The sequence below is a fragment of the Pseudomonas rubra genome (assembly GCF_028656935.1).
GTDB lineage: Bacteria > Pseudomonadota > Gammaproteobacteria > Pseudomonadales > Pseudomonadaceae > Aquipseudomonas > Aquipseudomonas rubra.
Map to the genome: position 1 here is coordinate 93,907 of NZ_JAMDGZ010000048.1, position 15,357 is coordinate 109,263.

The following is a 15,357-nucleotide window of genomic DNA, read 5'->3' on the forward strand; positions in this document are numbered from 1 at the left end:
CCTCAGGGGTTGCCGGCGGTAAAGTTCGGCAACCCGCCAACAGGCTGATTGAACTGGTAGGGAATCGACTCCAGCGCCAGCCCGACGTTGCGCTGCACCACGAAGTGCAGGTGCGGGCCGCTGCTATTGCCAGTATTGCCGGATTTGGCCAGCGGCGTGCCGTACACCACCCGCTGGCCTTCCCTGACCAGCACCGAGCCACGCATCAGGTGCAGGTAAACGCCCATGGTGCCGTCTTCGTGGAGGATCCGCACGAAGTTGCCCGATGGATGGCTGCCTCGGCCGCTCTGGCTGTTTTCGGTCTTGATCACCACCCCTGCCCTGGCAGCGATGATCGGCGTGCCTTCGGGCATCGCAATGTCCATGGCATAACGCCCCTTGGGCCCGAAGTGGCTGTAACGACCGTTCGGCCCCTGGCTTAGACGAAAGGGCCCGCCTCGCCAGGGCAAGGGGTAGCGAAAGGCTTGTTGTCGCTGGCCGGGGTTGCCCAGGGCGTAAGTAAACTTCTCCTTGTAGCTCACGGGCCTGCCGGGCTGCCTTGCACTGAGCAGGGTCAACGCCAGCGTAGTACGCGCCGGTATGATCCGCCGTACCAGCCGCGCTGCCCCGCCCTGTACATTACCCAGCCGATCCAGACGCAGCTCTACTTCGACCGGTGCGTAAGTGTCGTTGCGCGCATTGAAGCGCACTCCCCCGGCAAACCTGCTGGCCTGAAGCTGCACCTGAGTGTCCAGTTGCTCAACCATCCGGTCGCCAAAGACAAACACCCGCCCACCCGGGATCGGACGATCGGAATACGACACCACACCATAGGCATCGGTACGTTTGTAGAGAGTCATGGCCAGCACAGGGCCGCAAGCCATGAGCAAGGCGCAGAACAGCAGCGTGCGTGCAGGCATGAGTAGTGGCTTTTTGACAGTTAGTGGTCTGTCGAAGACTAGCAGCGGATTTTGGCGGGGGTATGGCGAGAGTGTTTCAGGGGTGTACCAGGAGATGAACGGTGCATTCATCGCGGGGCAAGCCCGCTCCTACAGGTGTAGGAGCGGGCTTGCCCCGCGATGCGTTAATCAGGCACCCGGCACGAAGTGCTTCTGTGCCGAACCGCGAGCGATCAGGCGCGACAGGTAGTCGAGCTTCTGGGCATCCTGGTCGACGAACTTGAAGGTCAGTTGCAGCCAGTCGCTGTCCGGCTTGGGTTCCAGCGCGGCAATGGCATGCAGGTAACCATTGAGGCGGGCTACCTCGGCGTTGTCGCCCTGCTCCAGGTCGAGTACGGCGCCTTCGAGTACCTGAGGCAGGGTTTCGCCACGGCGCACAACCAGCAGCGCTTCCTTGAGGCTCAGGGCCTTGATCACGCAAGGCTGAACACCACTTGGCAAACGCAGTTGGCCCTGGCCACGACCTGCCGGCGCCGCAGCGACTGGTTTGGGCGCGTTGATCAACGGTTTGCCCGCAGCCACGGGGGCCGCCGCGGGAGCTGCCGGCTTGACTGTTTCGGCACGGCCGCCGGTCAGGGCACTCAGCGAGTCGTTGGCAAAGGCTGAAGTCGCACGGGTCGGTGCGCTGGCCAGCAAAGTGTCGAGCTTGCCGGCCTTGGTCAGGGCTTTCTTCACCTTGGTCAGCAGTTGCTCGTTGGTGAACGGCTTGCCGACAAAGTCCGAGACCCCGGCCTGAATCGCCTGGACCACGTTCTCCTTGTCGCCACGGCTGGTCACCATGATGAACGGCATGGTCTTCATCGATTCCTGCTGACGGCACCAGGTCAGCAGCTCGAGGCCGGACATTTCCGGCATCTCCCAGTCGCACAGGACCAGGTCGAAGGTCTCACGGTTCAGCAACGCCTGGGCCTTGCGGCCGTTGACTGCATCTTCAATGACGATACCGGGGAAATAGTTACGCAGGCACTTCTTTACCAGGTCGCGAATGAACGGCGCATCATCCACAACCAACACACTGACTTTACTCATCGCCACTCCTATTGAATCCCGACTAGCATAACGCTGACTGATGGCCATTTGCCAAACACTGGGTCACGCCGGGACTCGTTGTTTCGTTCGCGGCTGCCTCACCCGCAAACGAAAACGCCCGGCGTGGGCCGGGCGTTCATTCTCGGGCAGTCTTAGTTATCGTCAGATTTACCCGGAACATTAGCGCTTTCGCCACTGCGCTGAACCTCTTCCTGCATGCGCTTGAGACCCAGGTGGCGCACGTCGGTACCGCGCACCAGATAGATCACCAGCTCGGAGATGTTCCGCGCGTGGTCACCGATACGCTCCAGCGAGCGTAGGGCCCAGATCACGCTGAGAACACGCGAGATCGAGCGTGGATCTTCCATCATGTAGGTAACCAGCTCGCGCAGGGCGGTCTTGTACTCACGGTCGATGGTCTTGTCATACTGAGCGACCGACAACGCCAGGTCGGCGTCGAAACGGGCAAAGGCGTCCAGGGCATCACGGACCATGTTGCGCACCTGATCGCCAATATGGCGCACTTCGACATAACCGCGCGGCGACTCACCCTCTTCGCACAACTGGATGGCGCGGCGAGCGATCTTGGTCGATTCGTCGCCGATGCGCTCCAGGTCGATCACCGACTTGGAAATGCTGATGATCAGCCGCAGGTCGGACGCCGCCGGCTGACGCCGAGCAAGAATGCGCACGCACTCTTCGTCGATGTTGCGCTCCATCTGGTTGATCTGCTCATCGACTTCACGCACCTGCTGGGCCAGGCCCGAGTCGGCCTCGATCAGCGCGGTGACCGCGTCGTTGACCTGCTTCTCGACCAGGCCGCCCATCGCCAGGAGGTGGCTGCGAACCTCTTCGAGTTCGGCGTTGAACTGCTGGGAGATATGGTGGGTAAGGCTGTCTTTATCGATCATGGGGAATCCTTGGAGCGTCCGGTAGGTGCGATCAGGCGGCGTTCAGTCATTGAAACCTAGCCATACCGGCCGGTGATGTAGTCTTCGGTCTGCTTCTTCGCCGGGTTGGTGAACAGGGTGTCGGTGTCACCGTATTCCACCAGCTTGCCCATGTACATGAAGGCGGTGTAGTCCGAGACCCGGGCCGCCTGCTGCATGTTGTGGGTAACGATGACGATGGTGTACTTGGACTTGAGCTCGTAGATCAGCTCTTCGACCTTCAACGTCGAGATCGGATCGAGTGCCGAGCACGGCTCATCGAGCAGCAGCACTTCCGGTTCAACGGCGATGGTACGGGCAATCACCAGACGTTGCTGCTGACCACCGGACAGGCCCAGCGCCGACTCGTGCAAACGGTCCTTGACCTCCTCCCACAGCGCGGCCCCCTTGAGTGCCCACTCCACCGCTTCATCGAGCACACGCTTCTTGTTGATGCCCTGGATGCGCAGGCCGTAGACCACGTTTTCGTAGATGGTCTTGGGGAACGGGTTGGGCTTCTGGAACACCATGCCTACGCGGCGGCGCAACTCGGCTACGTCCTCGCCCTTGCGGTAGATGTTGTTGCCGTCGAGGTTGATTGCCCCTTCCACACGGCAACCGTCAACCAGGTCGTTCATTCGGTTAAAGGTACGCAACAAGGTCGACTTGCCGCAGCCAGACGGGCCAATGAAGGCGGTCACACGCTGCTTGGGGATGTTCAGGCTGACATCGAACAGCGCCTGCTTTTCGCCGTAGTACAGGCTCAGGCCAGGCACTTCGATGGCGACGGTTTCATTGGCCAGTTGCAGGCTCTGCTTGGCGCGGCCCAGGGCTGACATATCGATGCCGTGGGTATGGGATTCATGCTGCATCATGTTCTCTCCGTCTGTAGCTGCAAGCTTCAAGCTGCAAGCTGCAAGAAAGGGCAAAAGCGGCACAGCTTATAGCTTGCCGCTTGTGGCTTAAATTAGCTGTCCAGCGCCTTGTACTTCTCGCGCAGGTGGTTACGAATCCATACCGCCGACAGGTTCAGGGTGGCGATGACCAGCACCAGCAGCAACGCAGTGGCGTACACCAGCGGCCGCGCAGCCTCGACGTTCGGGCTCTGGAAGCCGACGTCATAGATGTGGAAGCCCAAGTGCATGATCTTCTGGTCCAGGTGCAGGTACGGGTAGTTGCCGTCCACCGGAAGCGAAGGCGCAAGCTTGACCACACCCACCAGCATCAGCGGCGCCACTTCACCGGCGGCACGGGCCACGGCGAGAATCATGCCGGTCATCATTGCCGGGCTGGCCATCGGCAGGACGATCTTCCACAGCGTCTCAGCCTTGGTCGCACCGAGTGCCAGCGAGCCTTCGCGGATCGTGCGTGGAATTCGCGCCAGACCTTCTTCGGTGGCCACGATCACCACCGGAACCGCCAGCAGCGCCAGGGTCAGCGAGGCCCAGAGCAGGCCCGGAGTACCCAGGGTCGGCGCCGGCAAGGCTTCGGGGAAGAACAGCTGGTCGAGCGAGCCACCCAACACGTAGACGAAGAAACCCAGACCAAACACGCCATAAACGATCGCAGGTACACCGGCCAGGTTGTTCACCGCAATACGGATCAAACGGGTCACCGGGCCCTGACGCGCATATTCACGCAGGTACACCGCCGCCAGCACGCCGAACGGCGTGACGATCACCGCCATGATCAGGGTCATCATCACGGTACCGAAGATCGCCGGGAAGATCCCGCCTTCGGTGTTGGCTTCACGCGGATCGTCGCTGAGGAACTCCCAGACCTTGGCGAAGTACACACCCAGCTTGGTGAAGACGCCCATGCCGTTCGGCTGGTAAGCGTGCACCACCTTGCTCAGGGTGATCTCCACTTCGCGGCCATTGCCGTCGCGGGCCACCAGGCTGTCACGATCGAACTGCTGGTGCAGGCCGCTCAGGCGCTCTTCGATGGCCTTGTAACGGTTGTTCAGCTCGGCGCGCTCGGCTTCGATGTCGGCCTGGGCGGCGGCGTCCAGCTTGCCGTCAAGTTCCAGCTTGCGGGCATGCAGACGCAGACGCTCGAGGCCGTAGTTGATCGCACCGATGTCTTTCTTCTCAAGCTTCTGCAGCTCGCCAGCCAGTTGGTCGGCGCGCTTGAGGCGGCTTTGCAGCTCGTTCCAGGCGGCCTGGCCTTGGGCGACGACCTTGCCGTCTTCCTTGACGCTGACCAGGTAGCCGTAGAAGTTGCCCCACTCGCGGCGCTCAAGGGCAATCAGGTCGACCGGCTTTTGCTGGTCGGTCAGCCATTCGCCGACCACCCAGGTGAAGTCACTGCCGTTGAGGTCGCGGTTACCGACCTTGATCAGCTCGCGGGTCATGAACTCCGGGCCTTCGTCAGGCACCGGCAAGCCGGCACCCTTGAGACGGGCGCGGGGCACTTCTTCCTTCTGCACCACTTCGCCGATGACGATGTGGTTGGCCTGGCCAGGCACGTTGTAGCTGGCTTGCAGCAGGTCGGCCGGCCAGAAGTGGCCGAGGCCGCGCACGGCGATCACGGCGAGCAGACCGATGGTCATGATCACCGCGATGGCAACCGCGCCACCGCTCATCCAGACGCCGGGGGCGCCGCTCTTGAACCAGCTTTTGAGGGAATCCTTTTTCACGGATCGCTACCTTTCTATCAAAGCGACGAGTATTTCTTGCGCAGACGCTGGCGAATCAGCTCGGCCAAGGTGTTCATCACGAAGGTGAACATCAGCAGCACCAACGCGGCGAGGAACAGCACGCGATAATGACTGCCACCGACTTCCGATTCGGGCATCTCCACCGCAACGTTGGCCGCCAGGGTGCGCATACCTTCAAACAGGTTCATTTCCATGACCGGGGTGTTACCGGTGGCCATCAGCACGATCATGGTTTCGCCCACGGCGCGGCCCATACCGATCATCAGCGCCGAGAAAATCCCCGGGCTTGCGGTCAGGATGACCACGCGGGTCAGGGTCTGCCACGGCGTGGCACCGAGCGCCAGCGAACCCAGGGTCAGGCTGCGCGGCACGCTGAACACGGCGTCTTCGGCGATCGAGTAAATGTTCGGAATCACCGCAAAGCCCATGGCGATACCCACCACCAGTGCGTTGCGCTGGTCATAGGTGATGCCCAGGTCGTTGGTAATCCACAGGCGCATGTCGCCATCAAAGAACCAGGTCTCGATGAACGGGCTCATGTACAGCGCGAACCAGCCAGTGAACAGGATCACCGGGATCAGGATCGCCGCTTCCCAGCCATCCGGTACTCGCAGGCGTAGCGACTCGGGCAGGCGGCTCCAGGCGAAACCGGCGACCAGGATGCCCAGCGGCATCAACAGGAACAGGCTGAACACCCCCGGCAAGTGGCCCTCAAGGAACGGCGCCAGGAACAGGCCGGCGAAGAAGCCGAGAATCACCGTCGGCATCGCCTCCATCAGCTCGATCACCGGCTTGACCTTGCGGCGCATGCCCGGGGCCATGAAGTAGGCGGTGTAGATGGCGGCGGCAATGGCCAGCGGTGCGGCGAGAATCATCGCGTAGAACGCAGCCTTCAGGGTACCGAAGGTCAGTGGCGACAGGCTCAGCTTGGGTTCGAAGTCAGTGTTCGAGGCGGTCGACTGCCAGACGTACTTGGGCTCGTCGTAGTTCTCGTACCAGACCTTGCTCCACAGCGCGCTCCAGGATACTTCCGGGTGCGGGTTCTTCAGCGACAGCGGCAGCAGCTTGCCACCTTCCTCGATGATGATGCGGTTGGCCCGTGGCGACAGCGCCAGGATACCTGCGCCCTCAGCGGCCGGCTCGACCAGCAGGGTGCGGTGCGCGGTGCTGTGGAACACGCCGAGCTTGCCGTCGGCGTCGAGGGCGACAAAGCCCTTGCGACGCTCTTCGGCATCGATCTGCACGATTGGCGCCTTGCCCATCTGGAACTCTCGAATGCGCTTGAAGCGCTGCTCGCCATCCGGGTCGCGGGCCATGAACCACTGGGCCAGGCCGCCTTTGGAGTCGCCGATGATCAGCGAGATACCGCCCACCAGCTGGGTGCTGGCAGTGACTTCGGCAGTGCCATCGTCGAGCAACTTGTAGCGGCCGTTGAGGCTCTTCTCGCGCAGGCTGAAGACATCAGCCTGAGCACGGCCGTTGATCACATACAGCCATTGCTGGCGCGGGTCGATGAAGATCGCCTTCACCGCCTCGGTCATCTGTGGCAGCTCGATGCGGCTCTGCTCGCTGGTGACTTCGCCGGTCATCATGTTCTCTTCACGGCTCAGCGACACCACCTGCAGGTGCGCACCGGTAGAACCGGCCACCACCAGGGTCTCGCCATTGACGTTGAGGCTCACATGCTCCAGCGCCCGCCCCTGGTCATCCAGGGCGAACGGCTCCTGGCCATAGGGGAAGTCGACGGCCGGGGTGATGGTTTTCTGGTTGTCGGGGTAGGTGATCTTGTAGCTGTGGCTGAACACCAGCGCCTGACCGTTGGACAGGCCCAGCACCACCAGCGGATTACCCGGCTGGTCGGCACCGATCGAAGTGACCTGGGTACCGGCTGGCACCGGCAACGCCACGCGCTCGAGCTCGGCACCGGTCTTGGTGTCGAAGAACAGCGCCTGGCCCTTGTCGGAAACCCGCATGCCGACCAGGTTCTGCTCTTCAAGCGCAATCATCAGCGGCTTGCCGGCATCCTGCTGCAGCCAGGTCGGCTCCAGGGCCTTCTTGCTGGTCAAGGTGGCGCCCTGGAACAGCGGCACGACCACGTAGGCCAGGTAGAAGAAGATCAGGGTAATTGCCGCCAGCACGGCAAGCCCGCCCACCAGTACATACCAGCGGGTCAGGCGGTCCTTGAGCGCACGCATGCGCCGCTTGCGTTGCAGTTCGGGCGTATTGAAATCAATCCGCACGGGGGGAGAATTTTGGGTCATGGTGGAGTTGGCCAGATCATTCATGCGCACACCCTAGCGGTCCCGTATGACAAAAACATGACAATGCAGTGACGCAAAAAAGCCCGCCGCGCAGATACCCCTGGCAGCGGACTCGCAATGTGTGGCGAGACCGGGTCATTGACCGGGCCTCACCGGTCTCACTTACTTCTTCGCAACGTTGCCGTTGTGGTTCAGACCCAGGTCTGCCAGGGCTTTATCAACCACTTTGGCAGGCAGCGGGATGTACCCGTCTTTCACCACCACTTGCTGGCCGGCTTGCGACAGCACCAGCTTGACGAACTCGGCTTCCAGCGGGGCCAGAGGCTTGTTCGGTGCCTTGTTGACGTAGACGTAGAGGAAACGCGACAGCGGGTAGGTGCCGTTCAGGGCGTTGGCTTCGTTGTCTTCAACGAAGGCACCGCCTTCTTTCTTGGCCAGGGCTACGGTCTTGACGCTGGCGGTCTTGTAGCCGATGCCCGAGTAACCGATGCCGTTCAGCGAGCTGCTGATCGACTGCACGACCGACGCAGAGCCAGGTTGTTCGTTGACGTTAGGCTTGAAGTCGCCTTTGCACAGGGCTTCTTCCTTGAAGTAGCCGTAGGTGCCGGATACCGAGTTACGGCCGAACAGCTGCACTGGCTTGTTGGCCAGGTCGCCGGTCACACCCAGGTCACCCCAGGTTTTCACGTCGGCCTTGGCACCGCACAGGCGGGTCGAGGAGAAAATCGCATCGACCTGGGCCATGGTCAGGCCCTTGATCGGGTTGTCCTTGTGCACGAACACAGCCAGGGCGTCGACGGCAACCGGAATGGCGGTTGGCTTGTAGCCGTATTTCTGTTCGAAGGCCTGCAGCTCGACATCCTTCATCTTGCGGCTCATCGGGCCGAGGTTGGCGGTACCTTCGGTCAGCGCGGGTGGCGCGGTGGAGGAGCCGGCAGCCTGAATCTGGATGTTTACGTTCGGATACTCCTTCTTGTAGGCCTCAGCCCACAGGGTCATCAGGTTGGCCAGGGTATCGGAACCGACGCTGGAGAGGTTGCCCGACACACCGGTGGTTTTGGTGTAGGTCGGAATAGCAGGGTCAACAGCGGCAACCGCATTGGCGGTGGCAACGCCAGCGGCGACGAAAGTCAGGGCCGCCATCAAACGCTTCAGTTTCATGCCTTGCTCCTAGCAGGAATTGGGGTGAGATGGATCGGGCCCAAGTATCTGCAGGCCGCATGACCACTCTATGAAACGAATGTGACAATTAGATGAATGGCCAGCATCCCACCCGACACCCTCATAGGCCGATGCGCCGAGAAACGCCACGAGATAGTTATCGAAGCGAACAAATCCAAGCCTCGGTCCTTTCGCTGGTGCCAGTAGCGAATGTATCAAAAATTGCCGGGGGCTCCTGGTCGCCTCTAAACAAAGCGCACACAAAAAGAAAACTTTATTTAGAAGTACCCCTATTAAATCAGTGCGAGGATATAAATCGTCATCACGCCACTTGTAGCCAAATATATGTAACCAAGAGAGCGAAACGATGAAATCCGAAGACAGCAATGAAGACTTGCTTACCGTACCCATAATTTCAGCCGAAGCCCTTGTAATAACGTTAAGAAAGCATTATCCAATATTGAGCCTCAGCAAAATGAACGCAATCTTGCTGAGCGCACCCGCAATAAGCATCCCCGAACGCATTCTCCCGATGCACTTTACCGTACACAGAATGATCAGCGGGAGGGACACTGATAATTCTACAGCGAAAGAAGCCGAAAACCTGCTCGCTGCCATTGACCGTTTCTTCGAGGCACTAACAATTTCCAGCGATTATTCAAAAACACAGATAGCGTCCTCGAAATATAACGCCATCAATCTCTTCAAAGAACAAGGATGGATAGCATGATCAAACTGACCGTCCATGACTGGATCGCACGGCTGGGCACCCACCGTGATGAGCTTGTCGATCAGGGTATCCTGCCGGACCGTCCGCTCGACTATCTGTTCTACGGCCACGATACCTTAAGTGTTGTCGTAGAACCGGGCTTGGAGTTGGGGTTTTCCGCGAGCCCCGAAGTGCTTACCTGTGTACATGTAACATTATTGAGCACATTACCCAATGAATTACCCTACGGCGATAAACTTCCCGGGCGATTACAAGACGTGCTGACCCAAAAAGCAGCGGGCAATATGCTTGGCGCCCCTTACCGGTCCCAGCCAGCCGTACGGATGCCTTTGCCTTTGGGCGAAACCGGTGGCTGGGATGCCTTCATCTATAATGGCACCCGCTCACCTTCTGTTTCAGTGATGCTCCAGTACACCAACGACTTCAATGTCTGTGATATGGCTTTCTTTCAAGGGAAGGTCAATCTACAACGCACAAGCAACTAAGTACTTTATTGCTGCCATACCCGCTTGCAAGTATGGCAGCAGACTTGGCCTGCCGGATTGACTCAGCGCTTACGCGCAAACAGGTATAGCCCTACCAGCAAGCCCACCACGCACAACCCCGCCACATAATAAGCCGGCGCCATCGGGCTGACCTTGAGCAGCGCGGTCACTACCATCGGCGTCAGCCCGCCGAAGATCGCGTAGGCCAGGTTGTAGGAAAACGACAGGCCACTGAAACGCACCACAGGCGGGAAAGCCTTGACCATGACGTAAGGCACAGCGCCGACGATGCCGACACACAGGCCGGTCAGGGCATACAACGGGAACAGCCACTCCGGATGGGTTGGCAGTGTGTGATAGAAGGTCCAGGAGGTCACCAGCAGGGCCAGGCTGCCAACGATGAACACCCGGCCGGCGCCGAAGCGGTCGGCCAAGGCACCGGTGCCGATGCAGCCGAGGCTGAGCAGGACGATGGCCAGGCTGTTGGCCTTGAGCGAGTCGGTCGGGCTGACCTGATACAGGCTCTGCAGCAACGCCGGGGTCATCAGGATCACCACGACGATGCCTGCCGACAGCAGCCAGGTCAGCAGCATCGACAGCACGATGGCACCGCGATGGTCACGCAACACCGCGCGCAGCGGCACTTCTTCGGCCAGCGCCTTGCGCGCCTGCATTTCGGCAAACACCGGGGTTTCATGCAGCCAGCGGCGCAGGTAGACCGCGAACAGGCCGAACACCCCGCCGAGCAGGAACGGGATACGCCAGGCGTAATCGGCGACTTCCTGCTGGCTGTACACCGTGTTGATCAGTGTCGCCACCAGCGAACCGAGCAGGATCCCGGCGGTCAGGCCAGCCGTCAACGTACCGCAGGCGTAACCGGTGTTGCGTGCCGGCACATGCTCGGAAACGAACACCCAGGCCCCCGGAACCTCACCACCAATCGCCGCGCCCTGGATCACGCGCATCACCAGCAGCAGGATCGGCGCCCACAGGCCGATCTGCGCGTAGGTCGGCAGCAGGCCCATGATCAATGTCGGCACGGCCATCATGAAGATGCTCAGGGTGAACATCTTCTTGCGCCCCAGTAGGTCGCCGAAGTGGGCCATGACGATACCGCCCAGCGGCCGCGCCAGGTAGCCGGCGGCGAAGATGCCAAACGTTTGCATCAGGCGCAGCCATTCAGGCATCTCAGCCGGAAAGAACAGCTTGCCGACCACCGTGGCAAAGAACACAAAGATGATGAAATCGTAGAACTCCAGCGCACCGCCCAGGGCGGAAAGCGACAGGGTCTTGTAGTCACTGCGGGTCAGCGGCCTCGAGGGCTGCGCGATAGTGCCGGGCACGGAGGTCATAGGTCTCTCTTGTTGGCATTTCTTATTGGGAGTGCAGGCCGCCTATGGCGCGGGTTTTGGCCTGGGAAGCGTCGAACGATAGCAAATTGCCGGAAAAAGCACATAGCAGTACAAATTCAATACAAGTATTCATGACTGCACGGTCGTCGCTGCGCTTTGGGCTCTATATACTGGCCGCTTGCAGAAAGAGGTTGGTCTTCTGAAGGATGTTGTGCGAAAACGCCGCTAGGTATGCTTAGTCGGTTTCGCAGAGTTTCCCTTCGCCGCCTGGCAAAGCGAAAGCAGCGTAGAATAGTTGTGCTGAATCGTTTTTCGAGGCGTCTGTCATAGCGCCAACCAACGAAGCGTCACGGGTCAGAGGCACCCCCGGCATGATTGAACTCGAACAAGAAGATCCTATCCCGCAAGGCGACCTGGCCTTGCAGATTACTGCATTGCCCCGTGAAACCAACGGTTTTGGCGATATCTTCGGCGGCTGGCTGGTCGCTCAGATGGATCTGGCCGGTACTGCCATGGCCAGCCGCGTTGCCGGTGGCCGAGTCGCCACCGTGGCCATTGACCGCATGGCATTCCTGGTGCCGGTGGCAGTCGGCGCACAGTTGTCCTTCTATACCCAGACCCTGGAAATCGGCCGCAGCTCGATCCGGATGATGGTCGAGGTGTGGAGCGACGACCCGCTGTCCAGCGAATGGCGCAAGGTCACCGAGGCGGTCTTCGTCTTCGTCGCCATCGACGGCAGCGGTCGCACCCGTTCGGTTCCTCCTCGTCGCTGAGACCGCTGCGCGGTAAACTCAAGGGTATGCTAGCGGTCCAAGACCCTACGGCAAACCTACGAGATAAAGCGCATGTCCACACCCAAGGTCGAATCCGAACAGCACGGCGAGCTCAATTGCTGGCGCATCACCAGCGACACCGCCGAACTGCTGGTCGCCCAGCAGGGCGCGCAGGTGCTGAGCTATCAGCGCCTCGGCGAGCCACCTTTGCTGTGGCTCAGCGAACAGGCCATCTTCAAGCAGGGTAAATCCGTGCGCGCCGGGGTTCCGGTGTGCTGGCCGTGGTTTGGCAATTTCAAGCGCAACCCTGATGCCGTGCGCACCATGTATCGCGAGGAAGACGGCCCGGCCCATGGCCTGGTACGCGGTCGTGACTGGCAATTGCTGGGCATCGAAAGCCGCGGCGACGATATCCGCGTCGAATTCACCCTGCCCGAGACCCAGGGCGACCTCCCCGGCTGGCCCCATAATGTCGAGCTCACGCTGAGCATTGTCATGGGCAAGCAACTGAGCATTACCCTCTCCAGCTACAACCTCGACAACGTTCCGGTCACCCTCAGCCAGGCGCTGCACAGTTACTTCGCCGTCAGCGATGTGCGCAAGGTGCAGGTAGAAGGTGTCGATGGCCTGAACTACATCGAGACCCTGGCCAACTGGGAGCAGCGCACGCAGCAAGGCAACCTTGGCTTTACCGGGGAAACCGACCGTATCTACCTTCAGGCGCCTGATCAACTGAGCATTGTCGACCCGGCCTGGAACCGGCGCATGCTGCTGACGGCGCAAGGTTCGCGCACGGCAGTAATCTGGAACCCCTGGACCGAGCGCGCTGCCGAGCTTGCGGACATGGCCGATGATGGTTGGCAACGCATGCTGTGTATCGAGACTGCAAACGTCTGGGACGATGTTGTGACGCTGGCACCTGGGGCAACTCATTCGATGAGCCTGACCATCGGTTGCGAGTCGCTCTAGATTGCTATCGCGGGGCAAGCCCGCTCCTACCGGTGGAGCGGGCTTGCCCCGCGATCATTCAAAGATCTGCCTCTTCCACCACCCGCACTTTCGCCGCTTCCAGGGCATAGGCCGCATCGGCCAGGTCATTGCTGACCTTCTCGATCGTCAAGGTGCCGTCGACCCACAGCGGCGTGTAGATATCATCGAGCTTCACGCCCTTGGCGTAGCGCACCAGCACCAACTGGTTCGGCGGTGGGGGCGGCACGTGGATGCAGGCACCCGGATACGGCACGAGGAAGAACAGTGTGCTGTTACCCTTGGCGTCGGTTTCCAGGGGTACCGGGTAGCCACCCAGGCGGATGTGCTTGCCATTCATGGCCGCCACGGTCTTGGTCGAGTACATCACCGCTGGCAGGCCCTTGCTCTGCTTCAGGCCACCTTTTTCGGTGAAGGTGCCCATGGCTTCCGGGGAGTTGTGGTCGATTTCGGGCATCTGCTCGAGGGCTTTCTGGTCCGACTTGGGCATCAGCTCCAGCCAGTCGGTTTCCGGCAGTTCAGCCTGGGCCAGGCCGCTGAGCAGTAACAGGGAGAGGAGTAATACACGACGCATGAAAACGCTCGGCAACGAAGGAGTTCGGTGCCGAGCATTCTAGCCTGCCGTCAGCTCTTTTTGACGACCAGGCCGTAGATCACCAACAGGATAATCGCCCCCACCAGCGCGCCGAGGAAACCTGCGCCCTGCCCGGCCTGATAGATGCCCAGCGCCTGGCCGCCGTAGGTCGCGGCAAGCGATCCGGCAATGCCCAGCAAAATGGTCATGATCCAGCCCATGTTGTCGTCGCCAGGCTTTAGGAAGCGTGCCAGCAGACCGACAATCAGGCCGATGAAGATGGTTCCGATGATACCCATGGCAATCCCTCTGAGTTGAATGGCGCATGCCAAAGCCTAGTCAGCGCTTTGGCATCCTGCCATCAGAGGGACAGCGGCGCGGGAAGGTTCCCTTCAGCCCTTGATCAGGGCTTCGACTTGCTGGATTTTCTGCTCCAGGGTCGTCAGGTCGTCGCAACGCAGAGTGGCGTGACCGACCTTGCGCCCGACCTTGAAGGCCTTGCCGTAGTGATGCAGGTGGCACTCGTCGATGGCGACCACCTTGTCCACCGCCGGCACTTCACCGATGAAGTTGAGCATGGCGCTTTCACCGACCTTGGCAGTCGAACCCAGCGGCAGGCCAGCGACGGCACGCAGGTGGTTTTCGAACTGGCTGCACTCGGCGCCTTCGATGGTCCAGTGCCCGGAGTTGTGCACCCGCGGCGCGATCTCGTTGGCCTTGAGGCCGCCATCGACTTCGAAGAACTCGAATGCCAGCACGCCGACATAGTCGAGCTGCTTGAGTACGCGGCCGGCGTAATCTTCGGCCAGGCCCTGGAGCAGGTGGTCTTCGCTGGCCACCGACAGGCGCAGGATGCCGCTATCGTGGGTGTTATGCACCAACGGGTAGAAACGGGTTTCGCCATCACGGGCGCGCACGGCAATCAGCGACACTTCGCCGGTGAACGGCACGAAGCCTTCGAGCAGGCAGGGGACGCTACCCAGTTCGGCGAAAGTACCCACGACATCTTCGGCTGTGCGCAGCACTTTCTGGCCTTTACCGTCATAACCCAGGGTGCGGGTTTTGAGTACGGCAGGCAGGCCGATGCTGGCCACGGCGGCATCCAGGTCGGCTTGCGACTGGATATCGGCGAAGGCCGGGGTGGGGATGCCCAGGTCCTTGAACATGCTCTTTTCGAACCAGCGATCGCGGGCGATGCGCAGCGACTCGGCACTTGGGTAGACCGGCACGAACTGCGACAGGAAGGCCACGGTTTCAGCTGGGACGCTTTCGAACTCGAAGGTCACCAGGTCAACTTCGTCGGCCAACTGCCGCAGGTGGTCCTGGTCACCGTAATCGGCACGCAGGTGCTCGCCCAGAGGCGCCGCGCAGGCGTCTGGAGCCGGGTCGAGGAAAGCGAAGTTCATGCCCAGCGGAGTACCTGCCAGGGCCAACATGCGGCCCAACTGGCCGCCACCGATTACACCGATTTTCATGCTT

The 15,357-nt window shown here is 60.7% G+C and carries 15 protein-coding genes; 4 read left to right on the plus strand and 11 right to left on the minus strand.

Annotation, left to right across the window (positions count from 1 at the left end):
* Positions 1–2 precede the first annotated feature (2 nt).
* The 7 genes from M5G17_RS20990 to M5G17_RS21020 all read right to left on the minus strand — a co-directional run bounded on the left by M5G17_RS20990 (position 3) and on the right by M5G17_RS21020 (position 8,977).
* The gene (locus tag M5G17_RS20990; protein WP_273894812.1) at positions 3–899 is read right to left on the minus strand and encodes a peptidoglycan DD-metalloendopeptidase family protein; all 897 of its coding nucleotides are present in this window, start codon (positions 897–899) and stop codon (positions 3–5) included.
* A 168-nt stretch (positions 900–1,067) separates the two neighbouring features.
* On the minus strand, positions 1,068–1,967 hold the full coding sequence (locus tag M5G17_RS20995; protein ID WP_273894813.1) for a response regulator: 900 nt from the start codon (positions 1,965–1,967) through the stop codon (positions 1,068–1,070).
* A 152-nt stretch (positions 1,968–2,119) separates the two neighbouring features.
* On the minus strand, positions 2,120–2,878 hold the full coding sequence (phoU, locus tag M5G17_RS21000) for a phosphate signaling complex protein PhoU (protein ID WP_010225942.1): 759 nt from the start codon (positions 2,876–2,878) through the stop codon (positions 2,120–2,122).
* A 56-nt stretch (positions 2,879–2,934) separates the two neighbouring features.
* The gene (pstB, locus tag M5G17_RS21005; protein ID WP_130266741.1) at positions 2,935–3,768 is read right to left on the minus strand and encodes a phosphate ABC transporter ATP-binding protein PstB; all 834 of its coding nucleotides are present in this window, start codon (positions 3,766–3,768) and stop codon (positions 2,935–2,937) included.
* A gap of 95 nt (positions 3,769–3,863) precedes the next feature.
* A complete protein-coding gene (pstA, locus tag M5G17_RS21010) occupies positions 3,864–5,480 on the minus strand; it encodes a phosphate ABC transporter permease PstA (RefSeq protein WP_273894918.1) in 1,617 nt (538 codons plus the stop codon).
* 71 nt (positions 5,481–5,551) lie between these two features.
* The gene (locus tag M5G17_RS21015) at positions 5,552–7,840 is read right to left on the minus strand and encodes an ABC transporter permease subunit (protein WP_273894814.1); all 2,289 of its coding nucleotides are present in this window, start codon (positions 7,838–7,840) and stop codon (positions 5,552–5,554) included.
* A 138-nt stretch (positions 7,841–7,978) separates the two neighbouring features.
* A complete protein-coding gene (locus tag M5G17_RS21020; RefSeq protein ID WP_045199510.1) occupies positions 7,979–8,977 on the minus strand; it encodes a phosphate ABC transporter substrate-binding protein PstS in 999 nt (332 codons plus the stop codon).
* Positions 8,978–9,344: 367 nt separating this feature from the next.
* On the opposite strand from M5G17_RS21020, the gene M5G17_RS21025 reads away from it, so the two are divergent.
* The gene (locus M5G17_RS21025; protein ID WP_273894815.1) at positions 9,345–9,707 is read left to right on the plus strand and encodes a hypothetical protein; all 363 of its coding nucleotides are present in this window, start codon (positions 9,345–9,347) and stop codon (positions 9,705–9,707) included.
* Positions 9,704–10,192: a DUF6392 family protein gene (locus M5G17_RS21030; RefSeq protein ID WP_273894816.1), complete on the plus strand. Its 489-nt coding sequence runs from the start codon at positions 9,704–9,706 to the stop codon at positions 10,190–10,192. Before M5G17_RS21025 ends, M5G17_RS21030 begins: the two co-directional genes overlap by 4 nt.
* A 62-nt stretch (positions 10,193–10,254) precedes the next feature.
* Here the strand turns inward: M5G17_RS21030 and M5G17_RS21035 are convergent, their stop codons facing one another.
* Positions 10,255–11,544 (minus strand): MFS transporter, encoded by a 1,290-nt coding sequence (locus M5G17_RS21035; RefSeq protein ID WP_273894817.1) that lies wholly within the window; start codon positions 11,542–11,544, stop codon positions 10,255–10,257.
* A 371-nt stretch (positions 11,545–11,915) separates the two neighbouring features.
* Between M5G17_RS21035 and M5G17_RS21040 the strand changes: the two genes are divergently transcribed.
* Together M5G17_RS21040 and M5G17_RS21045 are read left to right on the plus strand one after the other, a co-directional pair.
* Positions 11,916–12,317, plus strand: coding sequence for an acyl-CoA thioesterase (locus tag M5G17_RS21040; protein WP_130262069.1), 402 nt, complete (start codon positions 11,916–11,918; stop codon positions 12,315–12,317).
* Between the two features lie 72 nt (positions 12,318–12,389).
* On the plus strand, positions 12,390–13,286 hold the full coding sequence (locus tag M5G17_RS21045) for a D-hexose-6-phosphate mutarotase (protein WP_273894818.1): 897 nt from the start codon (positions 12,390–12,392) through the stop codon (positions 13,284–13,286).
* A 58-nt stretch (positions 13,287–13,344) separates the two neighbouring features.
* Here M5G17_RS21045 and M5G17_RS21050 read toward each other — a convergent pair whose 3' ends face one another.
* From M5G17_RS21050 to M5G17_RS21060, 3 genes are all read right to left on the minus strand, one after another.
* Positions 13,345–13,878 (minus strand): DUF3299 domain-containing protein, encoded by a 534-nt coding sequence (locus M5G17_RS21050; RefSeq protein WP_273894819.1) that lies wholly within the window; start codon positions 13,876–13,878, stop codon positions 13,345–13,347.
* A gap of 50 nt (positions 13,879–13,928) precedes the next feature.
* Positions 13,929–14,177: a GlsB/YeaQ/YmgE family stress response membrane protein gene (locus M5G17_RS21055; RefSeq protein WP_273894820.1), complete on the minus strand. Its 249-nt coding sequence runs from the start codon at positions 14,175–14,177 to the stop codon at positions 13,929–13,931.
* A gap of 93 nt (positions 14,178–14,270) precedes the next feature.
* Positions 14,271–15,353: a 5-(carboxyamino)imidazole ribonucleotide synthase gene (locus M5G17_RS21060; protein ID WP_273894821.1), complete on the minus strand. Its 1,083-nt coding sequence runs from the start codon at positions 15,351–15,353 to the stop codon at positions 14,271–14,273.
* Positions 15,354–15,357 lie beyond the last annotated feature (4 nt).

Coding starts and splice junctions, on each gene's coding strand:
- M5G17_RS20990 (WP_273894812.1), bottom strand. CDS start 899: ATGCCTGCACGCACGCTGCTGTTCTGCGCCTTGCTCATGGCTTGCGGC.
- M5G17_RS20995 (WP_273894813.1), bottom strand. CDS start 1,967: ATGAGTAAAGTCAGTGTGTTGGTTGTGGATGATGCGCCGTTCATTCGC.
- phoU (WP_010225942.1), bottom strand. CDS start 2,878: ATGATCGATAAAGACAGCCTTACCCACCATATCTCCCAGCAGTTCAAC.
- pstB (WP_130266741.1), bottom strand. CDS start 3,768: ATGCAGCATGAATCCCATACCCACGGCATCGATATGTCAGCCCTGGGC.
- pstA (WP_273894918.1), bottom strand. CDS start 5,480: ATGAGCGGTGGCGCGGTTGCCATCGCGGTGATCATGACCATCGGTCTG.
- M5G17_RS21015 (WP_273894814.1), bottom strand. CDS start 7,840: ATGAATGATCTGGCCAACTCCACCATGACCCAAAATTCTCCCCCCGTG.
- M5G17_RS21020 (WP_045199510.1), bottom strand. CDS start 8,977: ATGAAACTGAAGCGTTTGATGGCGGCCCTGACTTTCGTCGCCGCTGGC.
- M5G17_RS21025 (WP_273894815.1), top strand. CDS start 9,345: ATGAAATCCGAAGACAGCAATGAAGACTTGCTTACCGTACCCATAATT.
- M5G17_RS21030 (WP_273894816.1), top strand. CDS start 9,704: ATGATCAAACTGACCGTCCATGACTGGATCGCACGGCTGGGCACCCAC.
- M5G17_RS21035 (WP_273894817.1), bottom strand. CDS start 11,544: ATGACCTCCGTGCCCGGCACTATCGCGCAGCCCTCGAGGCCGCTGACC.
- M5G17_RS21040 (WP_130262069.1), top strand. CDS start 11,916: ATGATTGAACTCGAACAAGAAGATCCTATCCCGCAAGGCGACCTGGCC.
- M5G17_RS21045 (WP_273894818.1), top strand. CDS start 12,390: ATGTCCACACCCAAGGTCGAATCCGAACAGCACGGCGAGCTCAATTGC.
- M5G17_RS21050 (WP_273894819.1), bottom strand. CDS start 13,878: ATGCGTCGTGTATTACTCCTCTCCCTGTTACTGCTCAGCGGCCTGGCC.
- M5G17_RS21055 (WP_273894820.1), bottom strand. CDS start 14,177: ATGGGTATCATCGGAACCATCTTCATCGGCCTGATTGTCGGTCTGCTG.
- M5G17_RS21060 (WP_273894821.1), bottom strand. CDS start 15,353: ATGAAAATCGGTGTAATCGGTGGCGGCCAGTTGGGCCGCATGTTGGCC.